Annotated in this window: 19 protein-coding genes; 3 read left to right on the plus strand and 16 right to left on the minus strand. The window is 45.6% G+C overall.

Annotated elements, in window-relative coordinates:
- Positions 1-23: 23 nt before the first annotated feature.
- The 3 genes from MAMMFC1_RS02645 to MAMMFC1_RS02655 all read right to left on the minus strand — a co-directional run bounded on the left by MAMMFC1_RS02645 (position 24) and on the right by MAMMFC1_RS02655 (position 3847).
- Positions 24-2144, minus strand: coding sequence for an EAL domain-containing protein (locus tag MAMMFC1_RS02645; protein WP_158618615.1), 2121 nt, complete (start codon positions 2142-2144; stop codon positions 24-26).
- 45 nt (positions 2145-2189) lie between these two features.
- The gene (locus MAMMFC1_RS02650) at positions 2190-3110 is read right to left on the minus strand and encodes a phosphate/phosphite/phosphonate ABC transporter substrate-binding protein (protein ID WP_126306241.1); all 921 of its coding nucleotides are present in this window, start codon (positions 3108-3110) and stop codon (positions 2190-2192) included.
- Positions 3111-3511: 401 nt separating this feature from the next.
- The gene (locus tag MAMMFC1_RS02655; protein WP_126310404.1) at positions 3512-3847 is read right to left on the minus strand and encodes a winged helix-turn-helix transcriptional regulator; all 336 of its coding nucleotides are present in this window, start codon (positions 3845-3847) and stop codon (positions 3512-3514) included.
- A gap of 132 nt (positions 3848-3979) precedes the next feature.
- Between MAMMFC1_RS02655 and MAMMFC1_RS02660 the strand changes: the two genes are divergently transcribed.
- Positions 3980-4567, plus strand: coding sequence for a nitroreductase family protein (locus tag MAMMFC1_RS02660; RefSeq protein ID WP_126306243.1), 588 nt, complete (start codon positions 3980-3982; stop codon positions 4565-4567).
- 183 nt (positions 4568-4750) lie between these two features.
- Complete coding sequence (locus tag MAMMFC1_RS02665; protein WP_126306245.1) at positions 4751-5224, plus strand: DoxX family protein; 474 nt, start codon at positions 4751-4753, stop codon at positions 5222-5224.
- 73 nt (positions 5225-5297) lie between these two features.
- Here the strand turns inward: MAMMFC1_RS02665 and cax are convergent, their stop codons facing one another.
- The 12 genes from cax to MAMMFC1_RS02725 all read right to left on the minus strand — a co-directional run bounded on the left by cax (position 5298) and on the right by MAMMFC1_RS02725 (position 16677).
- Complete coding sequence (cax, locus tag MAMMFC1_RS02670) at positions 5298-6353, minus strand: calcium/proton exchanger (RefSeq protein WP_126306247.1); 1056 nt, start codon at positions 6351-6353, stop codon at positions 5298-5300.
- Between the two features lie 51 nt (positions 6354-6404).
- Positions 6405-6974 (minus strand): hypothetical protein, encoded by a 570-nt coding sequence (locus MAMMFC1_RS02675; protein WP_126306249.1) that lies wholly within the window; start codon positions 6972-6974, stop codon positions 6405-6407.
- 77 nt (positions 6975-7051) lie between these two features.
- Positions 7052-7678, minus strand: a complete 627-nt coding sequence (locus MAMMFC1_RS02680; protein ID WP_126306251.1) for a GyrI-like domain-containing protein — start codon at positions 7676-7678, stop codon at positions 7052-7054.
- Between the two features lie 344 nt (positions 7679-8022).
- Complete coding sequence (locus MAMMFC1_RS02685; protein WP_126306253.1) at positions 8023-8595, minus strand: coiled-coil domain-containing protein; 573 nt, start codon at positions 8593-8595, stop codon at positions 8023-8025.
- A 91-nt stretch (positions 8596-8686) separates the two neighbouring features.
- Positions 8687-9595, minus strand: a complete 909-nt coding sequence (locus tag MAMMFC1_RS02690) for a DUF6612 family protein (protein WP_126306255.1) — start codon at positions 9593-9595, stop codon at positions 8687-8689.
- A gap of 259 nt (positions 9596-9854) precedes the next feature.
- Positions 9855-11021, minus strand: a complete 1167-nt coding sequence (locus tag MAMMFC1_RS02695; RefSeq protein ID WP_126306257.1) for a hypothetical protein — start codon at positions 11019-11021, stop codon at positions 9855-9857.
- Positions 11018-12025, minus strand: coding sequence for a radical SAM protein (locus tag MAMMFC1_RS02700; RefSeq protein ID WP_126306259.1), 1008 nt, complete (start codon positions 12023-12025; stop codon positions 11018-11020). Before MAMMFC1_RS02700 ends, MAMMFC1_RS02695 begins: the two co-directional genes overlap by 4 nt.
- Positions 12022-12831, minus strand: coding sequence for an ABC transporter ATP-binding protein (locus MAMMFC1_RS02705; RefSeq protein WP_126306261.1), 810 nt, complete (start codon positions 12829-12831; stop codon positions 12022-12024). The genes MAMMFC1_RS02700 and MAMMFC1_RS02705 overlap by 4 nt, the downstream gene beginning before the upstream one ends.
- On the minus strand, positions 12812-13843 hold the full coding sequence (locus MAMMFC1_RS02710) for a FecCD family ABC transporter permease (protein WP_126306263.1): 1032 nt from the start codon (positions 13841-13843) through the stop codon (positions 12812-12814). The genes MAMMFC1_RS02705 and MAMMFC1_RS02710 overlap by 20 nt, the downstream gene beginning before the upstream one ends.
- A 4-nt stretch (positions 13844-13847) precedes the next feature.
- Positions 13848-14897: an ABC transporter substrate-binding protein gene (locus MAMMFC1_RS02715; RefSeq protein ID WP_158618616.1), complete on the minus strand. Its 1050-nt coding sequence runs from the start codon at positions 14895-14897 to the stop codon at positions 13848-13850.
- Positions 14898-15087: 190 nt separating this feature from the next.
- Positions 15088-16083 (minus strand): class I SAM-dependent methyltransferase, encoded by a 996-nt coding sequence (locus tag MAMMFC1_RS02720; protein WP_126306267.1) that lies wholly within the window; start codon positions 16081-16083, stop codon positions 15088-15090.
- Between the two features lie 309 nt (positions 16084-16392).
- Positions 16393-16677, minus strand: coding sequence for a TfoX/Sxy family protein (locus MAMMFC1_RS02725; RefSeq protein WP_126306269.1), 285 nt, complete (start codon positions 16675-16677; stop codon positions 16393-16395).
- Between the two features lie 269 nt (positions 16678-16946).
- Between MAMMFC1_RS02725 and pepF the strand changes: the two genes are divergently transcribed.
- Positions 16947-18794: an oligoendopeptidase F gene (pepF, locus tag MAMMFC1_RS02730; RefSeq protein ID WP_408631238.1), complete on the plus strand. Its 1848-nt coding sequence runs from the start codon at positions 16947-16949 to the stop codon at positions 18792-18794.
- A 35-nt stretch (positions 18795-18829) separates the two neighbouring features.
- Here pepF and MAMMFC1_RS02735 read toward each other — a convergent pair whose 3' ends face one another.
- Positions 18830-19789, minus strand: a complete 960-nt coding sequence (locus MAMMFC1_RS02735; protein ID WP_126306273.1) for an NAD(P)-dependent oxidoreductase — start codon at positions 19787-19789, stop codon at positions 18830-18832.
- Positions 19790-19811: the final 22 nt, after the last annotated feature.

A 19811-nucleotide genomic window follows, 5' to 3' on the forward strand; every position in this document is an offset into this window, starting at 1 on the left:
CAAGTCCCTGTCAAAGTTCCATTTTAATAAACACGGGCCATATAGGTTAACAGATTTTCCCTTGCCAGCGGCTGACTAAAATAATAGCCTTGGACCCTATCGCTAAGCGCATCTGCTGCAAATTTTGCCTGTTCGACAGTTTCCACGCCTTCAACGACGACCTCCATCCCTAGAACGTGTGCCAATTTTATAATCGTTCTGATTATTTCCGACTGCTCGGCGTTTATCTCTCGTAAAAACTCTTTATCTATCTTTAGCACGTCAAAAGGCAAAAGACGCAGACGAGTAAGCGAGGAATACCCTGTACCGAAATCGTCCAGCGCCAAACGTATCCCCATCCCACGCAGCTGGCGAAACTTGTCTTTACATGATTCCAGGGAGTTCATGAACAGAGACTCGGTTATCTCCAATTCCAAAAAACGCGGCTCCAATCCGGCTTCTTCCAGCGTTTCTCTGACACTGTCAACTAAATTGGGCTGTTCCGCCTGTCTGGCCGATAGGTTAACCGTAACATATATATCGTCATATCCCAGACTATGAAGGTAGGCACAAAATCTACATGCTTCCAACAGTACCCACCGCCCGATTGGAATAATTAACCCGCTTTCCTCGGCAATGGGAATGAAGTCACCGGGAAAAACTCGTCCTTTATTAGACCGGTTCCAGCGCAGCAAAGCCTCTATTGCCACCGGTTTGTTAAGAGCAACGTCCCATTGCGGCTGATAAAATAATTCCAGCTGATTTCTCTCCAGTGCTTTGGCCAGCGAATTCTCCAGTTTAATGCGCTGCAACATAGCTTCGTGCATGGATGAATCAAAGCGGGAATATCCATTCATCTTGGCTTCTTTAGCATAATACATCGCTGTATCAACTTTGCTTAGCAAACTATCCATATCACAGCCATCTTCGGGATATCGTGCAATCCCAAGACTGCCGGTAACATAAAAGCTCTCACCCTGGAAAACGTATGGGCAAGCCGTTTCCCGCAAAATCTCTTGAGCCAGTTTTTCCGCTTCTTCGCCGTTAAGACCGGGAATGATAATAATAAATTCGTCTCCGCCCAGGCGGAATATTCTTCCCTTATCTCGCAGCACCGTCTCAATCCGGCTGCCTGTTTGCACCAACAGCTGATCACCGCGCGAATGACCAAACAGATCATTAACCCGCTTAAAATCATTTAAGTCAAGGAACATAATGGCACCACGGGATTCCCCGGTTACGGCTCTTTCCAGTTCAGCTTGAAACCATTCTGCCAGCGATGCCCTATTGGGTAAATTAGTAAGCGGGTCGAAATATGCTAACCGCTGAATCTCAGTTACCCGCTCTTTTAATGCCATGCGGTCTTCTTTCAACATGTTAATAATGGTTTGAAAGTTCTCGATCAGTTTCGCCGTGTCGGTCGTTTTTCGCGATGATTGTGAAGTAATACGGGGTAAAGATGCAGGATACCGGCCAAATTCTTTAAACGCGTTAGACAATGTGAAAAAACAATGCAGTAAAGGGTGAAGAAAATAATATTGCAGCCCTAAAATTATCACTAAAATAAAAGAACCCAAAAGCAGAAATCGTTTCATCAGTATATTTATGCTGCGATCAATGTCATCTACATACATTCCGGTGCCTATATAGCATTCTAACTCCGGTATGCCTGTAACATAAGACAATTTCTTCTGGGGCGGCGCACCTTCCATTCGCGGCTCATGGTAAAAAACAAAACCTCCGCCGGCCTTGGCCGTCTGCAGCAGTTCCTGAGTTATCGCAGTGCCATTAATGTCCCGGCGCTGCATCTGGTAAGTTCCAACCGCATCCGGCTTAAACGGCTCAACCAGAATATATCCTTCATAAGAAGCCAAAAAAACAAAATTAGGGCCCCAATCATCTGAATAAACGAAGTGATTGAGGATATCTGTCGCCGTTACTCGCGCTTGACCGATTGTCAGTTTACCTGCTTTTTTTTCTTCAAGGACAGGCTCAATAACGTTCCGGGCAAGTGAAACAATGTGCTGTAACTCATTTTTGCGAGTTAGGTAACTGTCTTCAGAAAAGGCTCGCAGATAAACGGATAATCCCACGCCAAAACCTAATAGCAATACAAGTATCGCTGCAGTGAAGCGGACAGATGTTTTGGAAAACCAGTCAGCCATTTTTATCCTCATCTCATAAATGCCGGTAAAATGATGGTAATTAGATTAATTACTGCCTAATCCTAAATTCTCAGCTATATTTCGAATGATATCATACTGTTTATCGTCCGTGGGAACAAAACCTTTTACAAGATCATTTCCATACATTCCAAGCGCTTCTCTGTCTTCTGCGGCTATACTAAAAAAGGCTTGCCGTATCTTGGCCAAAAGTTCGGCCGCTATCCCGTCGCGGTATGCCCAGGTGGAAGTCGGGATTGCTTCCGAAGAACCAATCATTTGCAACTCTTTTTCGCCCACAATCCCTTTTTCGCTTAGACTAGCCAAAATCGCATCCGAAACTGCCGCGGCATCTATTTGCCGTTTTTTCACTGCGAGAATAGCGGCATCATGGCTTCCGGCAAATTCCACTTTGGCAAAATCACGAAGAGGGTCAATGCCGTGTCTTTGCAGAATCGATTTCGGTATTAAATACCCGGAAGTTGAGGCCTGATCTACGAACGCAAATGTATGGCCTTTGATCTTTTCAATGGAATCAATGCCGCTTTCAGAATGAGTGATAAAGACACTATGATATACCGTGCCGTTTTTAATATTATCGTCAATGGCAAACGCCCTGGCACCTGCGGTTTCAGCAGCGATTACATAGGAAAAAGGGCCAAACCAGGCAATATCCAAATCACCTTGTCTCATTTTATCGATAATACCCTCATAATTATCAGCAACATACAACTCCACGATACATCCCGTTTTGCGCCCCAAGTAATTCATAAACTTTTCGAATTGGTCTCTGGTCTTCTCTTTACTTTCAGCGGGAACCGCCCCAACCCTTAAAACAGGTAACGCCACTTCAGAGTGAATTGGTTGGGATTTGGGAAACCCGTAATCCATAAATCCTGCCAGGATTAAGACGCTGGTTACGACCAAGGCTAAATACTTCAAGCTATTTATACGTAATAAACCCCTCATATACTTCCCTCTCACCGCAAAAATCGAGATAAATCGCTAAAATTCGTTATTATTTATTATAATAATAGCAAATAATTAAAAACTGAATGTTAAATATTTGTTAATGTTTCCGTACTTTGACATTGCCACTAAGCCCAACAAGTCAATGCCTGTCCCCAATTTTACCATCATAATCACTTTATTTCCAGCCAAAATTTACGAGTATAAGTTGAGAAAGAAAAAAACAACCATTTGAAATTCGAAGAGCAACGGATATTTTCCTGAAAATGGAAAAGTTTAATTTAGCTGCCTTGGAGAAGGCGCGTTTAGGGAAATTATAATAGAAGAGAAGCTCTCCGGCCTTATTAGGTAAGGAGAGCTTCTTCACTTAATGCATCGGGGTGAATAATTTTCACATAGTCTCATGATTTCAATTGATTTTTCAGGTAATCTTTACCCCAGTCGCATACAACCTGCAAGACTGGAATAAAACTTTGCCCGATTCCGGTTAATGAATATTCGACTTTGGGCGGGACTTCCTTATATACTTCCCGATGAACCAGTCCGTCCTGTTCCAGTTCCCGCAGCTGGTGGGTGAGTATTCCCTGGGAAATGTCCGGCAATAACTTTTGCAGCTCATTGAACCGTTTGGTTCCCTTACTTAATTGCGATAAAATCGGAAGTTTCCATTTACCGGCAATAAGGTTTTGGACAGCCAACACCGGGCAATCCCCTTCCTGGTAATGCAACTTTGCCATCATTCATTTATCCTTTCCAATAGTACTATTATTAGTAGTATATAATAAAAATGTGCGTACTTGCAATAACGTTTATATAACGATAATCTTTTATTAAAGCTAAATAATAAAATCAACGGGAGTGATATACACATGGAATTCTTTGATGTAATCAACAAGCGGCGATCCATTCGTAAATTTAAACCGGATCCTATCCATAAAGAAAATATACTGAAAATATTAAATGCAGCTAACTGGGCCCCGTCAGCCCTAAATTTGCAACCATGGGAGTTCTTGGTAGTATCCGGGGAAAAGAAAAATAAGCTGGGGAGTAACTACGGAAAGATTGTTGACAATTACACGAAGGATTGGGCCGAAGCTCCCGACAAAGCATTTATGCCCCGCAGTGAATTTATTCAATTCGCCAATATTTACGGCGGCGCCCCGGTAATAATTATAGTATTAGCCGAGACTCACGACGATCCGAATTATCAAAAAGCTTTTCTCGAGAGTGCCAGCGCGGCCATGGAAAATATGCTATTGGCGGCCACCGCTTTAGGATTAGGTGGTTGTTGGATGACCGGGCCCCTGGCGGACGAAAAATATCTGCGCAAGGTGTTATCAATTCCTGACGACAGGGAAGTTGTCGCCATCAGCCCAATAGGTTATCCTGCAGTCATTCCTGAACCCCGGCCGCGCCTGGATCCGGATTTGACACGAAAGGTCAAATGGTTAGAATAAATACCTTCTTCTGCTAAGTCAACAAGTCAATGCCTGACTCCCTAGGAAGGTTCAATTCCGATTGTATTATTTATATATATTAATTATTTATAAATAATTAATATATATTGACAAACAATATCTATTATAGTATATTTATCCCAAGAAAACATTTACCATAGCTTTTTTAGGGGGTTGGCAACTATGAAAAATTGGTATGTTGATTTCAATCAGGCGATAAAGTCTTATCAAGATATCGGGTTATTGATTTTCCGGCTAGGACTTGGCGGTATGTTTATGTGGCATGGATTTCCCAAAATCTTTGGCGGGATGGAAAAATGGACTGCCCTAGGAGAAACCATGGGGATGTTTGGAATTCATTTTGTACCGGCATTTTGGGGATTTATGAGTGGTTTTGCTGAGTTCTTTGGCGGCTTGCTGATTGCGTTAGGCTTGTTCTACCGCTTGGCTTGCCTGTTGCTGGTCTTTAATTTAAGTATTGCCTTTGCTAGTCAGATGATTGGCGGAAAAGGGTTAATGAAAGCATCCCAATCATTGGAGGATGGCTTTAGCTTTCTGGCAGCGTTTTTTGTCGGCCCGGGAAAATACAGTGTGGATGAATATCTGCAGCAGAATAAGGCTGCAAATAAAATTATGATCGCGCAGACAGATGGTTAAAAGGCTAAAAATTGCTTAGGCATTCGCGGGCTTCGCCGGCAGCTTTGGCTGCCGGCCTTTTTGTTTTATACCATTATCTTATCGTTAAAAAGCAAGCGGCAATTATTAAATAAACAGCCAGGAGCTGAAGGCCTTCCAGCCAATTGGATTCACCATCGCCTGCTACTCGGTTAACAATGACAATAGAAACTATCAAAGAAACAATTTCAAAAATATTAAACACCAGGCTCATTGTTCGATTGATGAGTGCCCCTACGATAACCAAACACGGCATAACAAACAATGCTATCTGCAGACTGGAACCAATGGCTATTTCCGTGGCAATATCCATTTTATTTTTCATAGCCATCCAGACAGCGGTACTGTGTTCGGCCGCATTACCGATTAGGGGAATAAGAATAATTCCCACAAAAAACGGGCTAATGCCTAAAGCCTTGGTCATCGGTTCGATGGCTCCGACTAAAATTTCGCTTTCCCAGGCAATAAGAGCGGTAGAACCTAAGAGAACAGCTATCGCTTTCATCCGTGACCATTTCGGCAAAATTTCTCCATGTCCCTTAGTACCGTACACATCCCTGTTAGTTCTAAAGGAAAGGTACATGCCTAGGATATAGATAATCAGCATCACTGCAGCAATAGAAAGATTGAGCGGTTCATATTCCCAACTGTCCAACAACTCGGGTCTGACAGTGTAGAGAAAGACTGCAGGTATGCATAGTCCGATGATAGCAAAGGTCAAAAGCGTGGATGACAATTCTACTGCTTTTTTATTGAAGTGCTGGACGTTGTTGCATAAACCGCCGGCAAGCATACTTGCACCGAGAACGAGCAGGGAATTCCCCAGAATTGATCCGGCTATGGATGCTTTAACAACGTCAAACATGCCTTGTTGCAGAGCAAAAAAAGCTATAATCAATTCGGTTGCATTCCCAAAGGCTGCATTCAAAAAACCGCCGACTTGGGGATTGGTATAAAGTGCAAGTTCTTCTGTGGCAAAACCCATGTAAACCGCTAAAGGTAATATTGCCAGGCAAGCCAGCATAAAGACGGGGACAGGATCCCAATGCATAATCTCAGAAACAAAGCTGATAGGTATAAGGATTAAGGTAAAAGGAAGGAATCGAGCCATAATCATCCTCTTTCATTAATATTTTTAATAAGTCGCTCCGCTGCCCTGATTTTATCCGTCAATTGATAAAAGTCTTTGAATTTCCGATCTTCCCCTTAAACTGATTTTTCTACTGCCTACTCCTGCAAAAACACCGGTATTGGGAATACTCCCGGCAAAAGAAGTGAATCCACTGCCATTTTCAGATGTGTACCATTTATATGTTTGGCAGTCGTCATAAACATAAACCGTTCTTTTTAAATCTACTGCCATCTGAACAGTCCAACCCGTACCCCCGGAAACTATATTCTCCTTCGCAAAGGGAGCTATAGCAATAATAAAATCACTATCTTTAACCTGAAAATGGTCACGTACAAGTAACATGTGCTCATATTCAGTTGCCGGAGGATAAGGCCGCATTAGGGCGATAGATGCTTTTCTCAATGGAGCTGAAGCAACATCCATATCCATTTTTGTATGAATCATCGGAATTCCTGCACCATGAATTTCATATCCCTTAAAAATATGGTGGATTACCTTATATCCGTAGAAGATTCCAATATCACCAAATGCCTGATCTGCTCCTGTTGCACCGCCGGAATGAATGATTCCTTTAAATTTTGCTAAATCATTATCATTCAAGTTCCTTTCTCCTCACCTAAATGAATTTATTAAGTTACCTCTCCTGCTTTGTATTTATTTCTATAACATAATTTCCTTTATAAAATCGGTTTCACCATATATCGCAAAACAGTTTTTAATTTATCAGGCTGAACTTTTCTCGCGTCGGAAAGGTATATCTCCCGATGGGCAAATACTCTCTTTTCCAAGTTATGGTTTGCTATAAACTCATTCATCAGTTTAAAACTCTGGGATTCAGTATCATAGGGGCCTAGATGGAGCATTTGTACGGATAATCCATCTTCCAGCATTTCAAATGATACTGCAGCGAGTAGTGGATGAGGTTTCTTCTTTTTTACGATTTCAATTGCTTTTTCGGCAACCTCTTGCGTTACAAACTCAGGCTGACGAATCATAATCGTATATAACAGCTCGTCTTTGTTTAAGGTTTCTTGCCTTTTTCCCGCCTCTGTGAAATCCCATATTCCTTCTAACGGATACACCGTATATTCGAAATATCCCGCTGGGCAATACCCCTGTTTGGGCATCATTCGAATTGCATAAGCAAGAGAATAAAGAACTCCTACCTCTTCTGCAAAGGCTTCCCTACTGGGATTGCCTTTCCCTTTTAATATAAAGAACTTTTGTTTGGGGACAGTAATTAATTCCGGTATTGATTTAGGGAAATATAGGTTTTTTTCTTCTTTTTTCCATTCATATTTCATTTTTTGTGCTCCTTATTTTTGTTTTGAGCATCCAAAAACATACGTTTTACTCTACTATATTTTACTATTTTACACGAAATAAAAATAGTTTTTACTATGAATTCACCGAGTGGCTCTATTATAACGATATTTTAACGAAAACCGCCTCCATAATCTGACGATTCCGCCCAGCCTTGTTATCAACTGGTGCAAACAGTTAAAGAAACCGGCAATGCCGCATATTACTCTTTTATAATTTTGGGGCAGAAATATCCCCGGCGTTAACAGCAAAGTATTTAAAAAAATGGCTTATCCCTATTTTGCGGATAAGCCATTTTTTAGTAATTATGCTCATAAATAACCGGTTAATTGTTGCTTACTTTTTTAAGCAGTTGAATTTCCCCATCTTGGGCCAGAATACGATGAGACAGGATGTCAATCTTGGTTTCAATACGTTCAAGAATGTTTTTGCTTACAGTATTGTGGAGCAACCCGTCGAATTTCGCATCTAATTCTTCCGTACGATGCATCAGTGCTTTAATAATATCGGTGTTCTCCCGCATTTGCCCTTTTACTTCAGCCATATCGCTTTTAAGTTCAGATATATCTCCCTTTACTCCGGCCATATCGCCCTTAAGTGCGGATATATCTCCCTTTACTCCGGCCATATCGCCTTTAAGTGCGGATATATCTCCCTTTACTCCGGCCATATCGCCTTTAAGTGCGGATATATCTCCCTTTACTCCGGCCATATCGCCTTTAAGTTCAGATATATCTCCCTTTACTCCGGCCATATCGCCTTTAAGTTCAGATATGTCTCTCTTTACTCCGGCCATATCGCCTTTAAGTTCAGATATGTCTCCCTTTACTCCGGCCACATCGCCTTTAAGTTCAGCCATTTGCTTAATCATGAGATTTTGAAACTCTTCATTTGTCACTGCTGTTCATCCTTTCCTGCCGTAACTAATTATACCATCCATCAGCATATTAAGCCAAGATAGGATAAGAGGATAAAACTTGAGACAGCTTCTATAATCCTGCAGCTTTACTTGGTTTTGTTTGTATCATAGGGTTGGGAACAACCTCCCTAGCCTCTTTGGCTTCTTTAGGAATAGTGATTTTTTCTCCCCTGTTAATCTCGGAAAAAGCAACTGTGGTAATAATTTTCATATTATCAAACATCTCCTTAATGACCGTTTTTTGATCAGCAGGCATGTTTTGGGATTCAACCAGCTTATTGGCAATTTTAGGCATAAAGTCGGATAGGTCAATATCCATCCTGGAAATAAGCGAAGTTTTTTTATCGACAGCGATAGTGTATTTGAAGTCACCCAAATCCTGCAGCAGATCGGCAGTCACCTTCATATTTTTCATGCCGGCTGAAGCCATATAACGTTCAAGATTTTCCTGTAAGTAGCTGCCGCTTGCTATAACCTCAAAAATAGTGGAATTGGCATCCTCGCTGATTTGAGTTACGCTTGTAATGGCTTTTATATAATTATCATACTCATTAAGCGGATAATAATTGGGTGTGGACTGTTTTATCCATTGATTATCAATATTGGAATAGACTGTGATTTGATTGCCGGTTTCTTCAAAGTACTGTACAAGCTGTCGCTCAATTTTTTTGGGAGCATTATCCGAAGTAATATCCATAGTAATGTTCATGATATTTTTACCCAGCATTGGTTTTACCCGAACATCCCCTTCGCCTTTCATGACGGTATTTATATTGTTGCCGCGAAAGGATAGGACCGATGTAAAGTCAATGGTCATATGGTAACTTTTCAGGCTCTGAAACTTCTGATAGGCTTTGGCCACAGTTTCTTTGGGATCTGTTGCCGTTACCGGCGAGGAAGCGCTGGAATTGAAAACCGAAAAAAACAAGGTCATGATACAAAGCACTGTTATAATTGACAATAACTTTATTTTACGCATATTTGAAATCATCCCCCTGTTGTTCTCTTTTACGTATTCAGGTAAAACGTTGTGCTCAATGTGATACATCTTTCCATATAAGTTTATAAATCCCTGCATTTTTTAAAAGTGATTTTCTCTATCGCCGTAAAAAACGGCAACTGTTATTTTTTAGAAGTGGGATTCCCCGGACTGCTATCGTTAATCACGAAGTAAACCCCGGTCAGCAAAAACTTGATTCTGCTGCCCGGGGTTTATTTTTAGTTAGCCGGAAAAGGGTTCATAAAGCTCTCCATTCCTTTGAGGCAGTCATTTCGTATTTGTCGTCTCTGTGCACCACCCCCAGACAGCCCTGGTTGTACAAATTCCGGGCAAAGCACTCAATGGCAATGTCTGTGCCGGTTGTGGTATGCATGAACATGCTTCGGTTGCCTACTGCAATGCTCCTGCCGCTAAACCTGCTGCCCAGGGTGTTGTCCGGGATGGTGCTAAAGTAGCCGGAAAAGGGGTATTTTTTGTTTTCATCATCTTCCAAGTAGTACCGGTAACCGGGAGGATAAGCAAAAAACTGGTGTTTACCCTGGGTAATGGCTAAATACTGGGCTTCGCCGGGTTCGTAATAAAACCAGCCCCTGCCATTGGCACAAAGCTTATAGGGAATGCGGAAATCCTTGGCGCCGATGCCTTCCACCAAAACGAGAGCCACTTTGCCGTTGTTTAATCTGGTAAGAATATGATTGCTTATATCCGTAATGGAGGCAATGTCTTCCGATATCACCGAGACGGGAATAACATCATTATAGGCCGGAACCATCACCAGTTGCCGCAGGTAGTGAGACTTAAAGGCAAACCCTTGGCGGGACACTGCCAGGTAATCCGGCAACCGTTCCCCATCTTCGGGCTTGCCGTGAAATATTGAGAGAAATTCTTCCTTGCCGACCACTCTTTCAATCTGATCAATTTTTTTTATGTAATCCATATCGGCTTCACTGATCCCGTACAGGCCGGCGTAACGGGTGGCCCAACTGCTGGATATGGCGAGTCCGTCCAGCTTGCTGAGATCAATGCTGCCGGCGACAGGGATCATGTCCCCCGTGCCTACCACCACAACGGGAAATCCTGACTGCTTTTTAAAGCGGTCAATTTCGGCAAAGACAGCATCGTACATGGCTTGCCTGGTAATCTCCGGCAGAAGTGTAAAACGAGTTGAAAAATATTGCTGGGCATAACTTATAAATACCAGTTGGGGATCATAATGGGCGATTAGATCCAGAGCGGTATCCGTCACCCAGCGATTACTCTGCAGGTCTGTGTCGCCGGGATAAGCATGCCTTTGCAATACCTCTTTTACCATCGCAACAACTATGGTGTCGTTGACTGTCTTTTTGCCGGTTTTGAGATCCAGAACATTCTGCCATTCTCTTACATCAACAACAGCCACACTCATAGGGCGCCCTCCCTGGAATTCCAGTACACCCGGCTGCCATACATCCTGATCTCATAGCCGCATTCCGGACACATATTTTCCCGGCAATGGCAATGATTCAGCCTATCGCCGCCGCAGCCCAGGCTGATTCGTTCCACTACCTCCCGGCCGCAGCGGGGACAAAGGGTATTAACCCAGTCAGAGCCGATGAAATTGTGAAAATAGATATAGGGGAGGATTTTGCGGTTTCTCTCCAGGATGGTGTTGATGTCTCCCACATTAGGGTAAGTAGTGCCTTTCATTTTATGTTCCGGCAGCAGCCGGAACACATGCCACGGGATTTCCCGGTCAACACCGGCGAGGAAGGATGCGATTTCGTCAAGCTCGTGGTCATTTACCGATTGGATGACCGGCGTGGTCACTTCCACATGATTGGTGGCAGCCAAGCGCGCAATATTGCGCAGGATGGGCCGGCTGTCGGGAATACCCAGATAACTCCGGCAAAAGTCCGGCGCTAGGCCTTTCAGGCTGATATTGATAAAGGAAAAGACGGAAGCGAAAATTTCCGTTGCCGCTTCGGTCATGTAAGCGTTGGTTAGACAGCCCATAGTAATGCCTGCCGTTTTAGCCGCCAGCGCCATTTCCTGCAGCGAAGGCAATGATACCGTAGGCTCATTTACGTTGAACACGATGTTGTGACAACCGAGTTTTTCAGCCATACGGACAAGCTGGCCGGGAGTAAACTCATACATTTGGGCTTGGAGCTTAGCCGGGTTTTCTTTGGCTACATAAGCATTGGCGCAATAGCGGCAATCCATATTGCAGCCGGCAGTGCCAATGGTCATGCACCGGCTCCCGGGATAAACGTGATAAAAGGGGATGGACTCGATGGACGACATGCTGTAAGCGCACCACCGGTTGGGAAAACGTTCCTTGATTACACCGCCTTCTTCCCAATACATGTGGCAAATCCCGTAGTTCTCACCATTAAGTTCACAACGCCATTCGCAATAATTGCATCTCATGTACAGCACTCCTTCCCTTCGGGCATATACTGGGGAATAAACCTGGGAACAACCACCTGGGCGCCTGTGTTTGTATACTCAATCCGAATGTTGTCGCCAAATATTTCCCGCAGGTTGCTATCATTAAAGGCCAAATGGGTGGGGCCCTGGGCGATGACCCGTCCCTGTTTCAGCATGATGACATCATCGCAGTAATTTAAGGCCAGATTAGGGTCATGCAAGGTAATTAACGCGGTTACGCCGTATTGTTTCACCAGCTTGCGCACCAAGTTCATCATCTTATGTTGATTGCCAAAATCAAGGTGAGCGGTAGGTTCGTCAAGCAGCATAACAGGTGTCTCCTGAAATAGCGCCCGCGTCAAAATGACTAATTGTTTCTGACCGCCGGAAAGTTGGTTGAACGGCAAGTCCGCCAGATGGTCTATGCCCAGTTCTTCACACAGCCGCCGGGCTTTTTTCCGTTCCCGGGGTCCCGGCGATGACCACATTCTCAGGCGGGACGCGCCGCCCATCAAAATCATTTCCAGGCAGGAAAAAGAAAAGGCAGTCTGGCTGTTTTGCGGCACAAAACTGATCAGTCTGGCAATACGGGTTCTGGCAATGCGGGTCACATCTTCCTCCATAACCAGTATTTGTCCCCGGGTAGGTTGAAGGATAGAATTAATACACCGCATTAGTGTGGTTTTTCCGGACCCGTTATGCCCCAATAAGGCACAGACCTGTCCTTTGCTGACAGACAGGCTGACATTTATCAGTACAGGTGAATTGCCATAGCCGGCCGTTACTTCATGCACTCGCACGGTCACTGCCCAATGCGCCTCCTTTTCTGTTTATAATAAGGTAAGCCAGGAACGGCGCGCCAAACACAGATGTTACAATACTTATGGGAATTTCCGACGTCAGAAAGGAACGCGCCAGAGTATCCATAAACAAGAGAAAAATTCCGCCGATAAAGCCGGCGACCGGAATCAGCCGGCTATGTTCCGTGCCCACCAAATAGCGGGCGATATGAGGGACGAGCAAGCTGACCCACTGGATGGCGCCCACCGCCGCAACAGCTGCCGCCTCCACCAGCGTACTGAGCAAAATATAAAATACCCGCCACTTCCTAATGTTAATTCCTAAAGACAGAGCTTCCTCGTCATCGAGAGTCAGAATATTCAACCGCCAGCTAAACAGATACAGTACAAGGGAACCGGTAACTACAACCGGCAGAGTAGTCCATACTTTGTCCCAAGAGGATGCCTGAAAAGTACCCATTATCCAAAAGATAATCTGGGCTAATTTATCCCGGGAATCCGTCAGATAGAAAACTATGTTCAGGCCGGCCTGAAAAATAGCTGAAATCACTATACCCGCTACTACCAGCACTGCCGGGGACTGGTCCCAACTCTTCAGCGCAATCAGGTAAGCGGAGAATACCGCCAATAGAGCGAAGAAAAAGGCGCTGCTCTGAATTGTTATTGCGGCCTCGCTAAAAAAGGTGATAACCAGAGCAGCCCCAAAACTGGCGCCGAATTTTACTCCCAGTATATCGGGAAATGCCAGCGGGTTACGAAATAAACCCTGGTAGACCACCCCGGCAATGGAGATGCCGCAGCCAATGGCAAAGCTTAGTATAATCCGCGGCAGGCGAATATGCCAAAAAACCTGCTGCATTTCGGCCGGGGGCAAAGAAGAGCCGTCGCTTAGCCCAAAAGCGGCCAGCAGTATTCGGCCTACCTCAACAGGCCCGATGGGATAACGTCCAACGCTCAGGGACGTTACCAGAGCGACAATAAATAGGGCGGTTAACGCCAAATAGTGCAGTCTTTTCATTAGTTCACAGTTTGCCCCCCAAAGAGGTAAAAGAATGGCCCAAATAATTGGTATAGAATTCATCAGCTATCTTGGTCATGTCAATATCCGCAAACTTATCAGGATATAAGGTTTTAGCCGCCCATACCGCGCCCAGCACATGATGGGGAGCGGGATAATCCCACCAGTCGATATTGGACGGGAAAGAATACACGCGTCCTTCCTGCACGGCTTTTACTTGGGCCAATTGAGGATTGTTGAAGATTGCATCGGCGCCATAAGTATCCAGGGAAGACCCTAAAAAGATGACGTCCGGATTCCAGTTGGCCACTTGTTCCGGCGATACATCGGCCCAATACCCTGTCAGGTGTCCGGCCACGTTTTTACCGCCGGCCGTCTCAATAATGGAGGTCTGCAGCATGGAACCCGTGGCCACGGAATAAATGTTCTTGGGACCGGCAAACATTACCTTGAGCCGCTTGTCGCCGGGTATGTCGCGGAGCCGTTCCTTTACCATGCCCAAAAGATTCTCACAAGCGACAATGTATTTTGCCCCCCGGTCTTCGCAGCCCAATACTTTGGCCATCAGCCTGACCGCGTCAAAGCTGTCTTCCAGAGTCTCGCCTTTAAGGCCGATCACCCTCAGACCGGCGCTTTCAAATTGCTCCAGTTGGGTCCGGTCAAAGGACGAATTCATAAAAACAACCTGCGGGCCTAAAGCAGCCATGGTTTCGGTGCTGATCTTTTCCCGGCCCTGGCGCATTTGGGGTTTGGCCTTAAACTTTTCATCGACCCGGGCCATGGCCGCGCCAAGTTTGTTGAATAAGGCCTGGTGAACCAGCTTGTCCTGCTGGCCCAGGGCAAAGACAAGATGCCCCTCGAAGTGGTCAATGGCGCCAATTTTTTCAATTTTGCGCGGCACTTCCACTCGGCGCCCCAGTTGGTCGGTTACCGTAACCGTCAAGCTTTCCGGCGCTCCAACGTCCTTGCCGGCCGTGCCCGGCGCCCTGCCGCATGCTGTAAGCAATAAAAGCAACATAACGATACCGAAAACCGCAATACACCTTTTGGTCACAAACATACTCTCCTCGCTTTTCAATGTACAGCACTCAAACTATCGATAACCATCGATTGTCTCGAACTGCTTAGAAATCGTTAGCTGCTAGGCGCGACGAGGAGCACAGCGGAGGCGTACCGGTTGTACGTTGGAGCGAGCACCGCAGAAGCAACGACGCAGGTGGCGGTTTATAAGCAGTTCCCCCGCTTTAAGGCGAATTTTTAACGGCCGTGATAGTAGCCACAATATCGTTCACATCGGCAATTTTGACGTCGCGGAAAGCATAGTCGGCCAACCAATTACACCACTCGTCCAACTTATACAGACGGTGGTTTCCGCGCAAGAAGCAAAACAACCGGTTTATGCTGCCGGCAAGAGTAGGCGGAGCGTCGCTGATATGGCTGCGCACAATCAACGTGCCGCCAGGTTTCAGTGCCTGCCGCACCTTGTTCAAAACTGTTTCCAGATTGACCGGCGCCAAGACTAAGGAGCATAGTATCACGTCGTAATCTGAACCAATATCATCCGCAAGAAAGTTGCCCGACAGAAGGGAAATCCGGGATTCCAAACCCCATGCCCGAATGGATGCTGAAGCTAAAACAGTAACTTCCGGTGTATCAAACAGCGTAACCTTCAGCGCGGGATATTTCTGGGCAAAGGCAATGCTGTAGAACCCGTGACCGCCGCCCAAATCCAAGAGGTGTGCCGCTTGCGGGAGCTGGACTGACCGCACGGTTGTCTGCACAAATTCGTTTGTCAACGCCCGCGCACCAATGTTTTGCAGGCGGCCGACAGTAAATTTCCGCTGTTCATGACCGCCGGGGATACGCGTCCGCCGGTTGAGCCGTTCGATGACTTCATTCCCGAAAGATTCAGCCGGAAAATCACCGGGCAGGGAATCACCCAAAAACCAAATACCGGCAGGGTCCAGATATTGATTAACCGCCTCGGTCGTCCGGTATTGATGCTGGTCAAAAGTGAGATACCCGGCTTGTACAAGAACTTGCAATACCAAATCAGTCAGGCTTTCATCCCAGTTGCGCTCAACGGCCAGCGCGGCAGATGACTTTCCTGCGATTAAGGCGGGAAAGACTCTGTATTTGACGGCAACAGCAACCAATTCATATACCACCCCCTGGGCCAGCAAGTCCCGGATCAGGCTGGGATCGACAGACAATTTTTCCCACAAATTATTAACTTGCATTTACGCACTCCCTTGTTTTGGTCTTTCTATTTTCTATATATCGATAACCAATTAACTAAGCGATACAATATTGACCCGTGTATAATAACGGCGCATATGAATGTTTCCAGGCAGATTCAATATTGTAAAAAACCCAGGAAAGCGAAAAATCGCAGCACTCCTGGGATTATCTGTATTCCGACAAAATAACGATAATATCAAATTAAACTATACATAAACAAAACATAAACAATATATTGCAAATAAAAATCTGTTTTTTGTATTATAAACCGTGTGGAAATAAAATTCAATACGTTTTAATTGTTTATGTTATTGGGATAAACTTTTAACTGCGTAATTGTTTCGCAATTGTTTCAAAAACAGTTTTAAATCCTTCTTCACCTCTGGCGGCAGGTTGTGCCAGCGTATTCCCCGTACGGCTCCCTCCAGTGCGCTCAGAGCACTAAGACAGGCCCCGGGGTCTACCGCTCTTAACTTCCGGAAAGCCTCCCGGCTGCCGATCTGCCGCAGCGTTTCAGCGTCGGCTATCCCGGCAGAGGCTAACCTTCCGGCCATTGTTGTCCCGATATTGGGCAGATCCGTCAGCTTAGTCACATGCATCACTCCTTATCACCATTTAGTGCTATCAGATATTCAGTATTCAGAATGCAAAATGCTTTGAGACGACTTGCATTCCGACTCCTGACGCCTGTTTAGTTACACCCTTTATACTATATATTAAAGGAAAATTCTGTATTCCTCAAGTCCAACAAAGGAATTTACCGCCTTGGCGGCTAAAACAATAAAAAATACGAATTTTAATAGTGAAAAGGAGTGCAGCTATGCAAAAGAAACTATGTCTCACCTTCTGTTTATGCGGCGCCATGCTTATCCCCGCCATCGGGCCTGGCACCGTTTCAGCCGCCAACGGCGAACTGCCCGACAGAGCGGCAATTGCCGACGCCTATAAATGGCGTCTTAATGACATCTACCCCAACGATACTGCCTGGCAGGCCGATGCGAATAAGTTAAAGACCCTGTTTTCCCAGGTAGCCGGTTACCAGGGAAAACTGGGAAACTCTGCCCATGATCTTTTGGCCTGCCTTAAACTCCAAGATGAAATCAGCATTTTAGCCGGCGAAAGACTCTATCCTTACGCTCGTATGCGCCGGGATGAAAATACGGCCGATAATGAGTACCAGGCGCTGAGCGGCAAAGCCCAGTCCCTGCTGGTTGAAGCCAAAGCGGCCACCGGCTTTATTGAGCCGGAAATCTTAGCCATACCGGCAAACAAGCTGGCCGCATTCCGCCGGCAGGAACCGGCGTTAAAACCATATAGTTACTTCTTGGACGGACTCCTGCTGAAAAAAAAGCATGTCCTCTCCCCAGCTCAGGAAGAGCTGCTGTTTCGTTCAGAAGATGTGACGGAAGCGCCTGCGGACATATTTAATACGCTTACCGGCGCGGATATGAAATTCCCCGCCGTTAAAGACGAACAAGGCCAGGAAGTACAGCTAAGCCCCGGCCGGTACATTAATTTTCTCCGCTCAAATGACCGGGAAGTGCGCCGTACCGCCTTTGAAGCCTACAACAATACTTATCATCAATATCGCAATACTCTGGCCGCCACTTTGAACGGCTACGTAAAGAAGAATATCTATTACGCCAAATCCCGCAACTACGCTTCCGCCCTGGAGGCCTCCCTGGCCCCTGACCGCATTCCTGTCAGCGTCTATGACAACCTTATTACCACCGTCAACAACCACCTGGAACCCCTGCACCGCTATGTAGCGTTAAAAAAGAAAGCGCTGCAGCTCCAGGAAATCCATATGTATGACTTGTATGTGCCGCTGGTCCGGGATGTACGCTACCAAATTCCTTACGATGAGGGAATTAAAATGGTGGAAAGGGCTTTAGCCCCGCTGGGTCCCGATTATGCCCTCAATCTAAATAAGGCGATTACCTCAGGCTGGATTGATGCTTACGAAACCAAAAACAAGCGGTCCGGAGCCTACTCATGGGGTATCTATGGTGTTCACCCTTTCATCCTGCTCAATTACAACAATGATTTAAACGATGTTTCCACCATTGCCCATGAATTAGGCCATACCATGCACAGCTTTTACAGCAACGCCAGCCAGCCTTTCATCACATCCCAATATTCCATCTTCACGGCTGAAACGGCTTCCACCGTCAATGAGCATCTCTTTTTAAACCACATGCTAAACCAGACAACCGCTAAAAACAAAAAGATCTATCTGATTAATCAATACCTGGAAGACCTGCGCGCAACGGTATACCGGCAGACTATGTTCGCCGAATTCGAAAAAATGATCTACGCAAGGGCGGAACAGGGCGAAACCCTTACCGCCGACAGTCTGGAGCGGATCTATCATGATTTAAATGTTAAATATTTCGGACCGGAGATGACGGTGGATAAAGAAATCGATATCGAGTGGGCCCGCGTTCCTCATTTCTATCGCAACTTCTATGTTTACCAGTACGCAACAGGCTATTCCGCCGCCACGGCCTTGTCCGAACAAATACTGACCGAAGGAAAACCCGCCCGGGAACGCTATATCAACCAGTTCCTCAAAGCGGGCGGATCGGACACTCCCATTAATATTCTGAAGCGGGCGGGAGTGGATATGGCGGCGCCCCAGCCCATTGAAGTTACCCTGACCAAATTCGCCGCTTTGGTGGATCAACTGGAAAAGCTGCTGGCGGAATGATCAATGATCCTTAATGACATTAATGTCATTAAGGATCATTGATTTACAATATTAACCGGTTTTCCTTGCATAAAAGCTTCAATATTTGCCGCCAAAAGCTGAATAAGCCTTTGTCGCGACTCCAGGCATTTCCAGCCTATATGGGGCGTAAGAATAACATTGTCCATGGCAAATAAAGGATTATCCGGTTCCGGCGGTTCCGGGTCCTGGACGTCAAGGGCGGCGCCGGCAAGTTGTTTGTTTTGTAAGGCTTCAATCAAATCGGTTTCTTTTATAATGGCTCCCCGGGAGGTGTTGATGATAAATGCTGACGACTTCATCAACTTCAGCCGGTCTTTATTGATAAGGTGTTTTGTCCCGGCGGTAAGGGGACAATGAATGGTTACAAAATCGCTCTTTTGGAGCAATTCCTCCAGGCCAGCGGCATGTATATCCGGTTGAGGCCACGTTTTTGGGGTCCGGCTGTACACGAGAATATTCATTCCCAGAGCCAGAGCGATTTTCATCACCTGTTGTCCAATGGCGCCGGCGCCGATGACTCCCAGCGTCTTGTTTTGCAACTCACCATGGGGCACCTGCAGGAATTGGGTAAAATTATTGAAGTTTTGCCGTTTGATCATGACCTGCTGCCGGGCTAACGCAGAGCTTAAATCTAAGATAAAGGCAATCGCCAACTGCGCCACAGCTTCGGTGCTGTAGCCGGGAACATTGCAGACGGCAATATTCTTTTCGCCGGCGGCGGCAATATCGATATTGTTGTAGCCGGTGCCGGCTTCACAGATGAGTTTCACAGAGGCAGGGAATTGGCTGATTAAATTCCTTCCCACCGGCAATTCCTTAGTGATAATAACATTTTGATCCTTAACCCTTGCTATGATTTCATCACTGCTGCTGACATCGTATTTGGCAACAGAAGTGAGTTTAGTCAACGGTGAAAAATCAAGCTTGTGGTCAAAATCCAGTTTTGCCGCATTGAGGATTACTGTTTTTTTCATACTTACCCCCTTAATTGGAAAA

Source organism: Methylomusa anaerophila, from assembly GCF_003966895.1.
Classification (GTDB): Bacteria; Bacillota; Negativicutes; order Sporomusales; family Sporomusaceae; genus Methylomusa; species Methylomusa anaerophila.

Excerpts from the sequence above, each read along its gene's own strand:
- MAMMFC1_RS02645 (WP_158618615.1), bottom strand. The coding sequence starts at position 2,144 with ATGGCTGACTGGTTTTCCAAAACATCTGTCCGCTTCACTGCAGCGATA.
- MAMMFC1_RS02650 (WP_126306241.1), bottom strand. The coding sequence starts at position 3,110 with ATGAGGGGTTTATTACGTATAAATAGCTTGAAGTATTTAGCCTTGGTC.
- MAMMFC1_RS02655 (WP_126310404.1), bottom strand. The coding sequence starts at position 3,847 with ATGGCAAAGTTGCATTACCAGGAAGGGGATTGCCCGGTGTTGGCTGTC.
- MAMMFC1_RS02660 (WP_126306243.1), top strand. The coding sequence starts at position 3,980 with ATGGAATTCTTTGATGTAATCAACAAGCGGCGATCCATTCGTAAATTT.
- MAMMFC1_RS02665 (WP_126306245.1), top strand. The coding sequence starts at position 4,751 with ATGAAAAATTGGTATGTTGATTTCAATCAGGCGATAAAGTCTTATCAA.
- cax (WP_126306247.1), bottom strand. The coding sequence starts at position 6,353 with ATGGCTCGATTCCTTCCTTTTACCTTAATCCTTATACCTATCAGCTTT.
- MAMMFC1_RS02680 (WP_126306251.1), bottom strand. The coding sequence starts at position 7,678 with ATGAAATATGAATGGAAAAAAGAAGAAAAAAACCTATATTTCCCTAAA.
- MAMMFC1_RS02690 (WP_126306255.1), bottom strand. The coding sequence starts at position 9,595 with ATGCGTAAAATAAAGTTATTGTCAATTATAACAGTGCTTTGTATCATG.
- MAMMFC1_RS02695 (WP_126306257.1), bottom strand. The coding sequence starts at position 11,021 with ATGAGTGTGGCTGTTGTTGATGTAAGAGAATGGCAGAATGTTCTGGAT.
- MAMMFC1_RS02700 (WP_126306259.1), bottom strand. The coding sequence starts at position 12,025 with ATGAGATGCAATTATTGCGAATGGCGTTGTGAACTTAATGGTGAGAAC.
- MAMMFC1_RS02710 (WP_126306263.1), bottom strand. The coding sequence starts at position 13,843 with ATGAAAAGACTGCACTATTTGGCGTTAACCGCCCTATTTATTGTCGCT.
- MAMMFC1_RS02720 (WP_126306267.1), bottom strand. The coding sequence starts at position 16,083 with ATGCAAGTTAATAATTTGTGGGAAAAATTGTCTGTCGATCCCAGCCTG.
- pepF (WP_408631238.1), top strand. The coding sequence starts at position 16,947 with ATGCTTATCCCCGCCATCGGGCCTGGCACCGTTTCAGCCGCCAACGGC.
- MAMMFC1_RS02735 (WP_126306273.1), bottom strand. The coding sequence starts at position 19,789 with ATGAAAAAAACAGTAATCCTCAATGCGGCAAAACTGGATTTTGACCAC.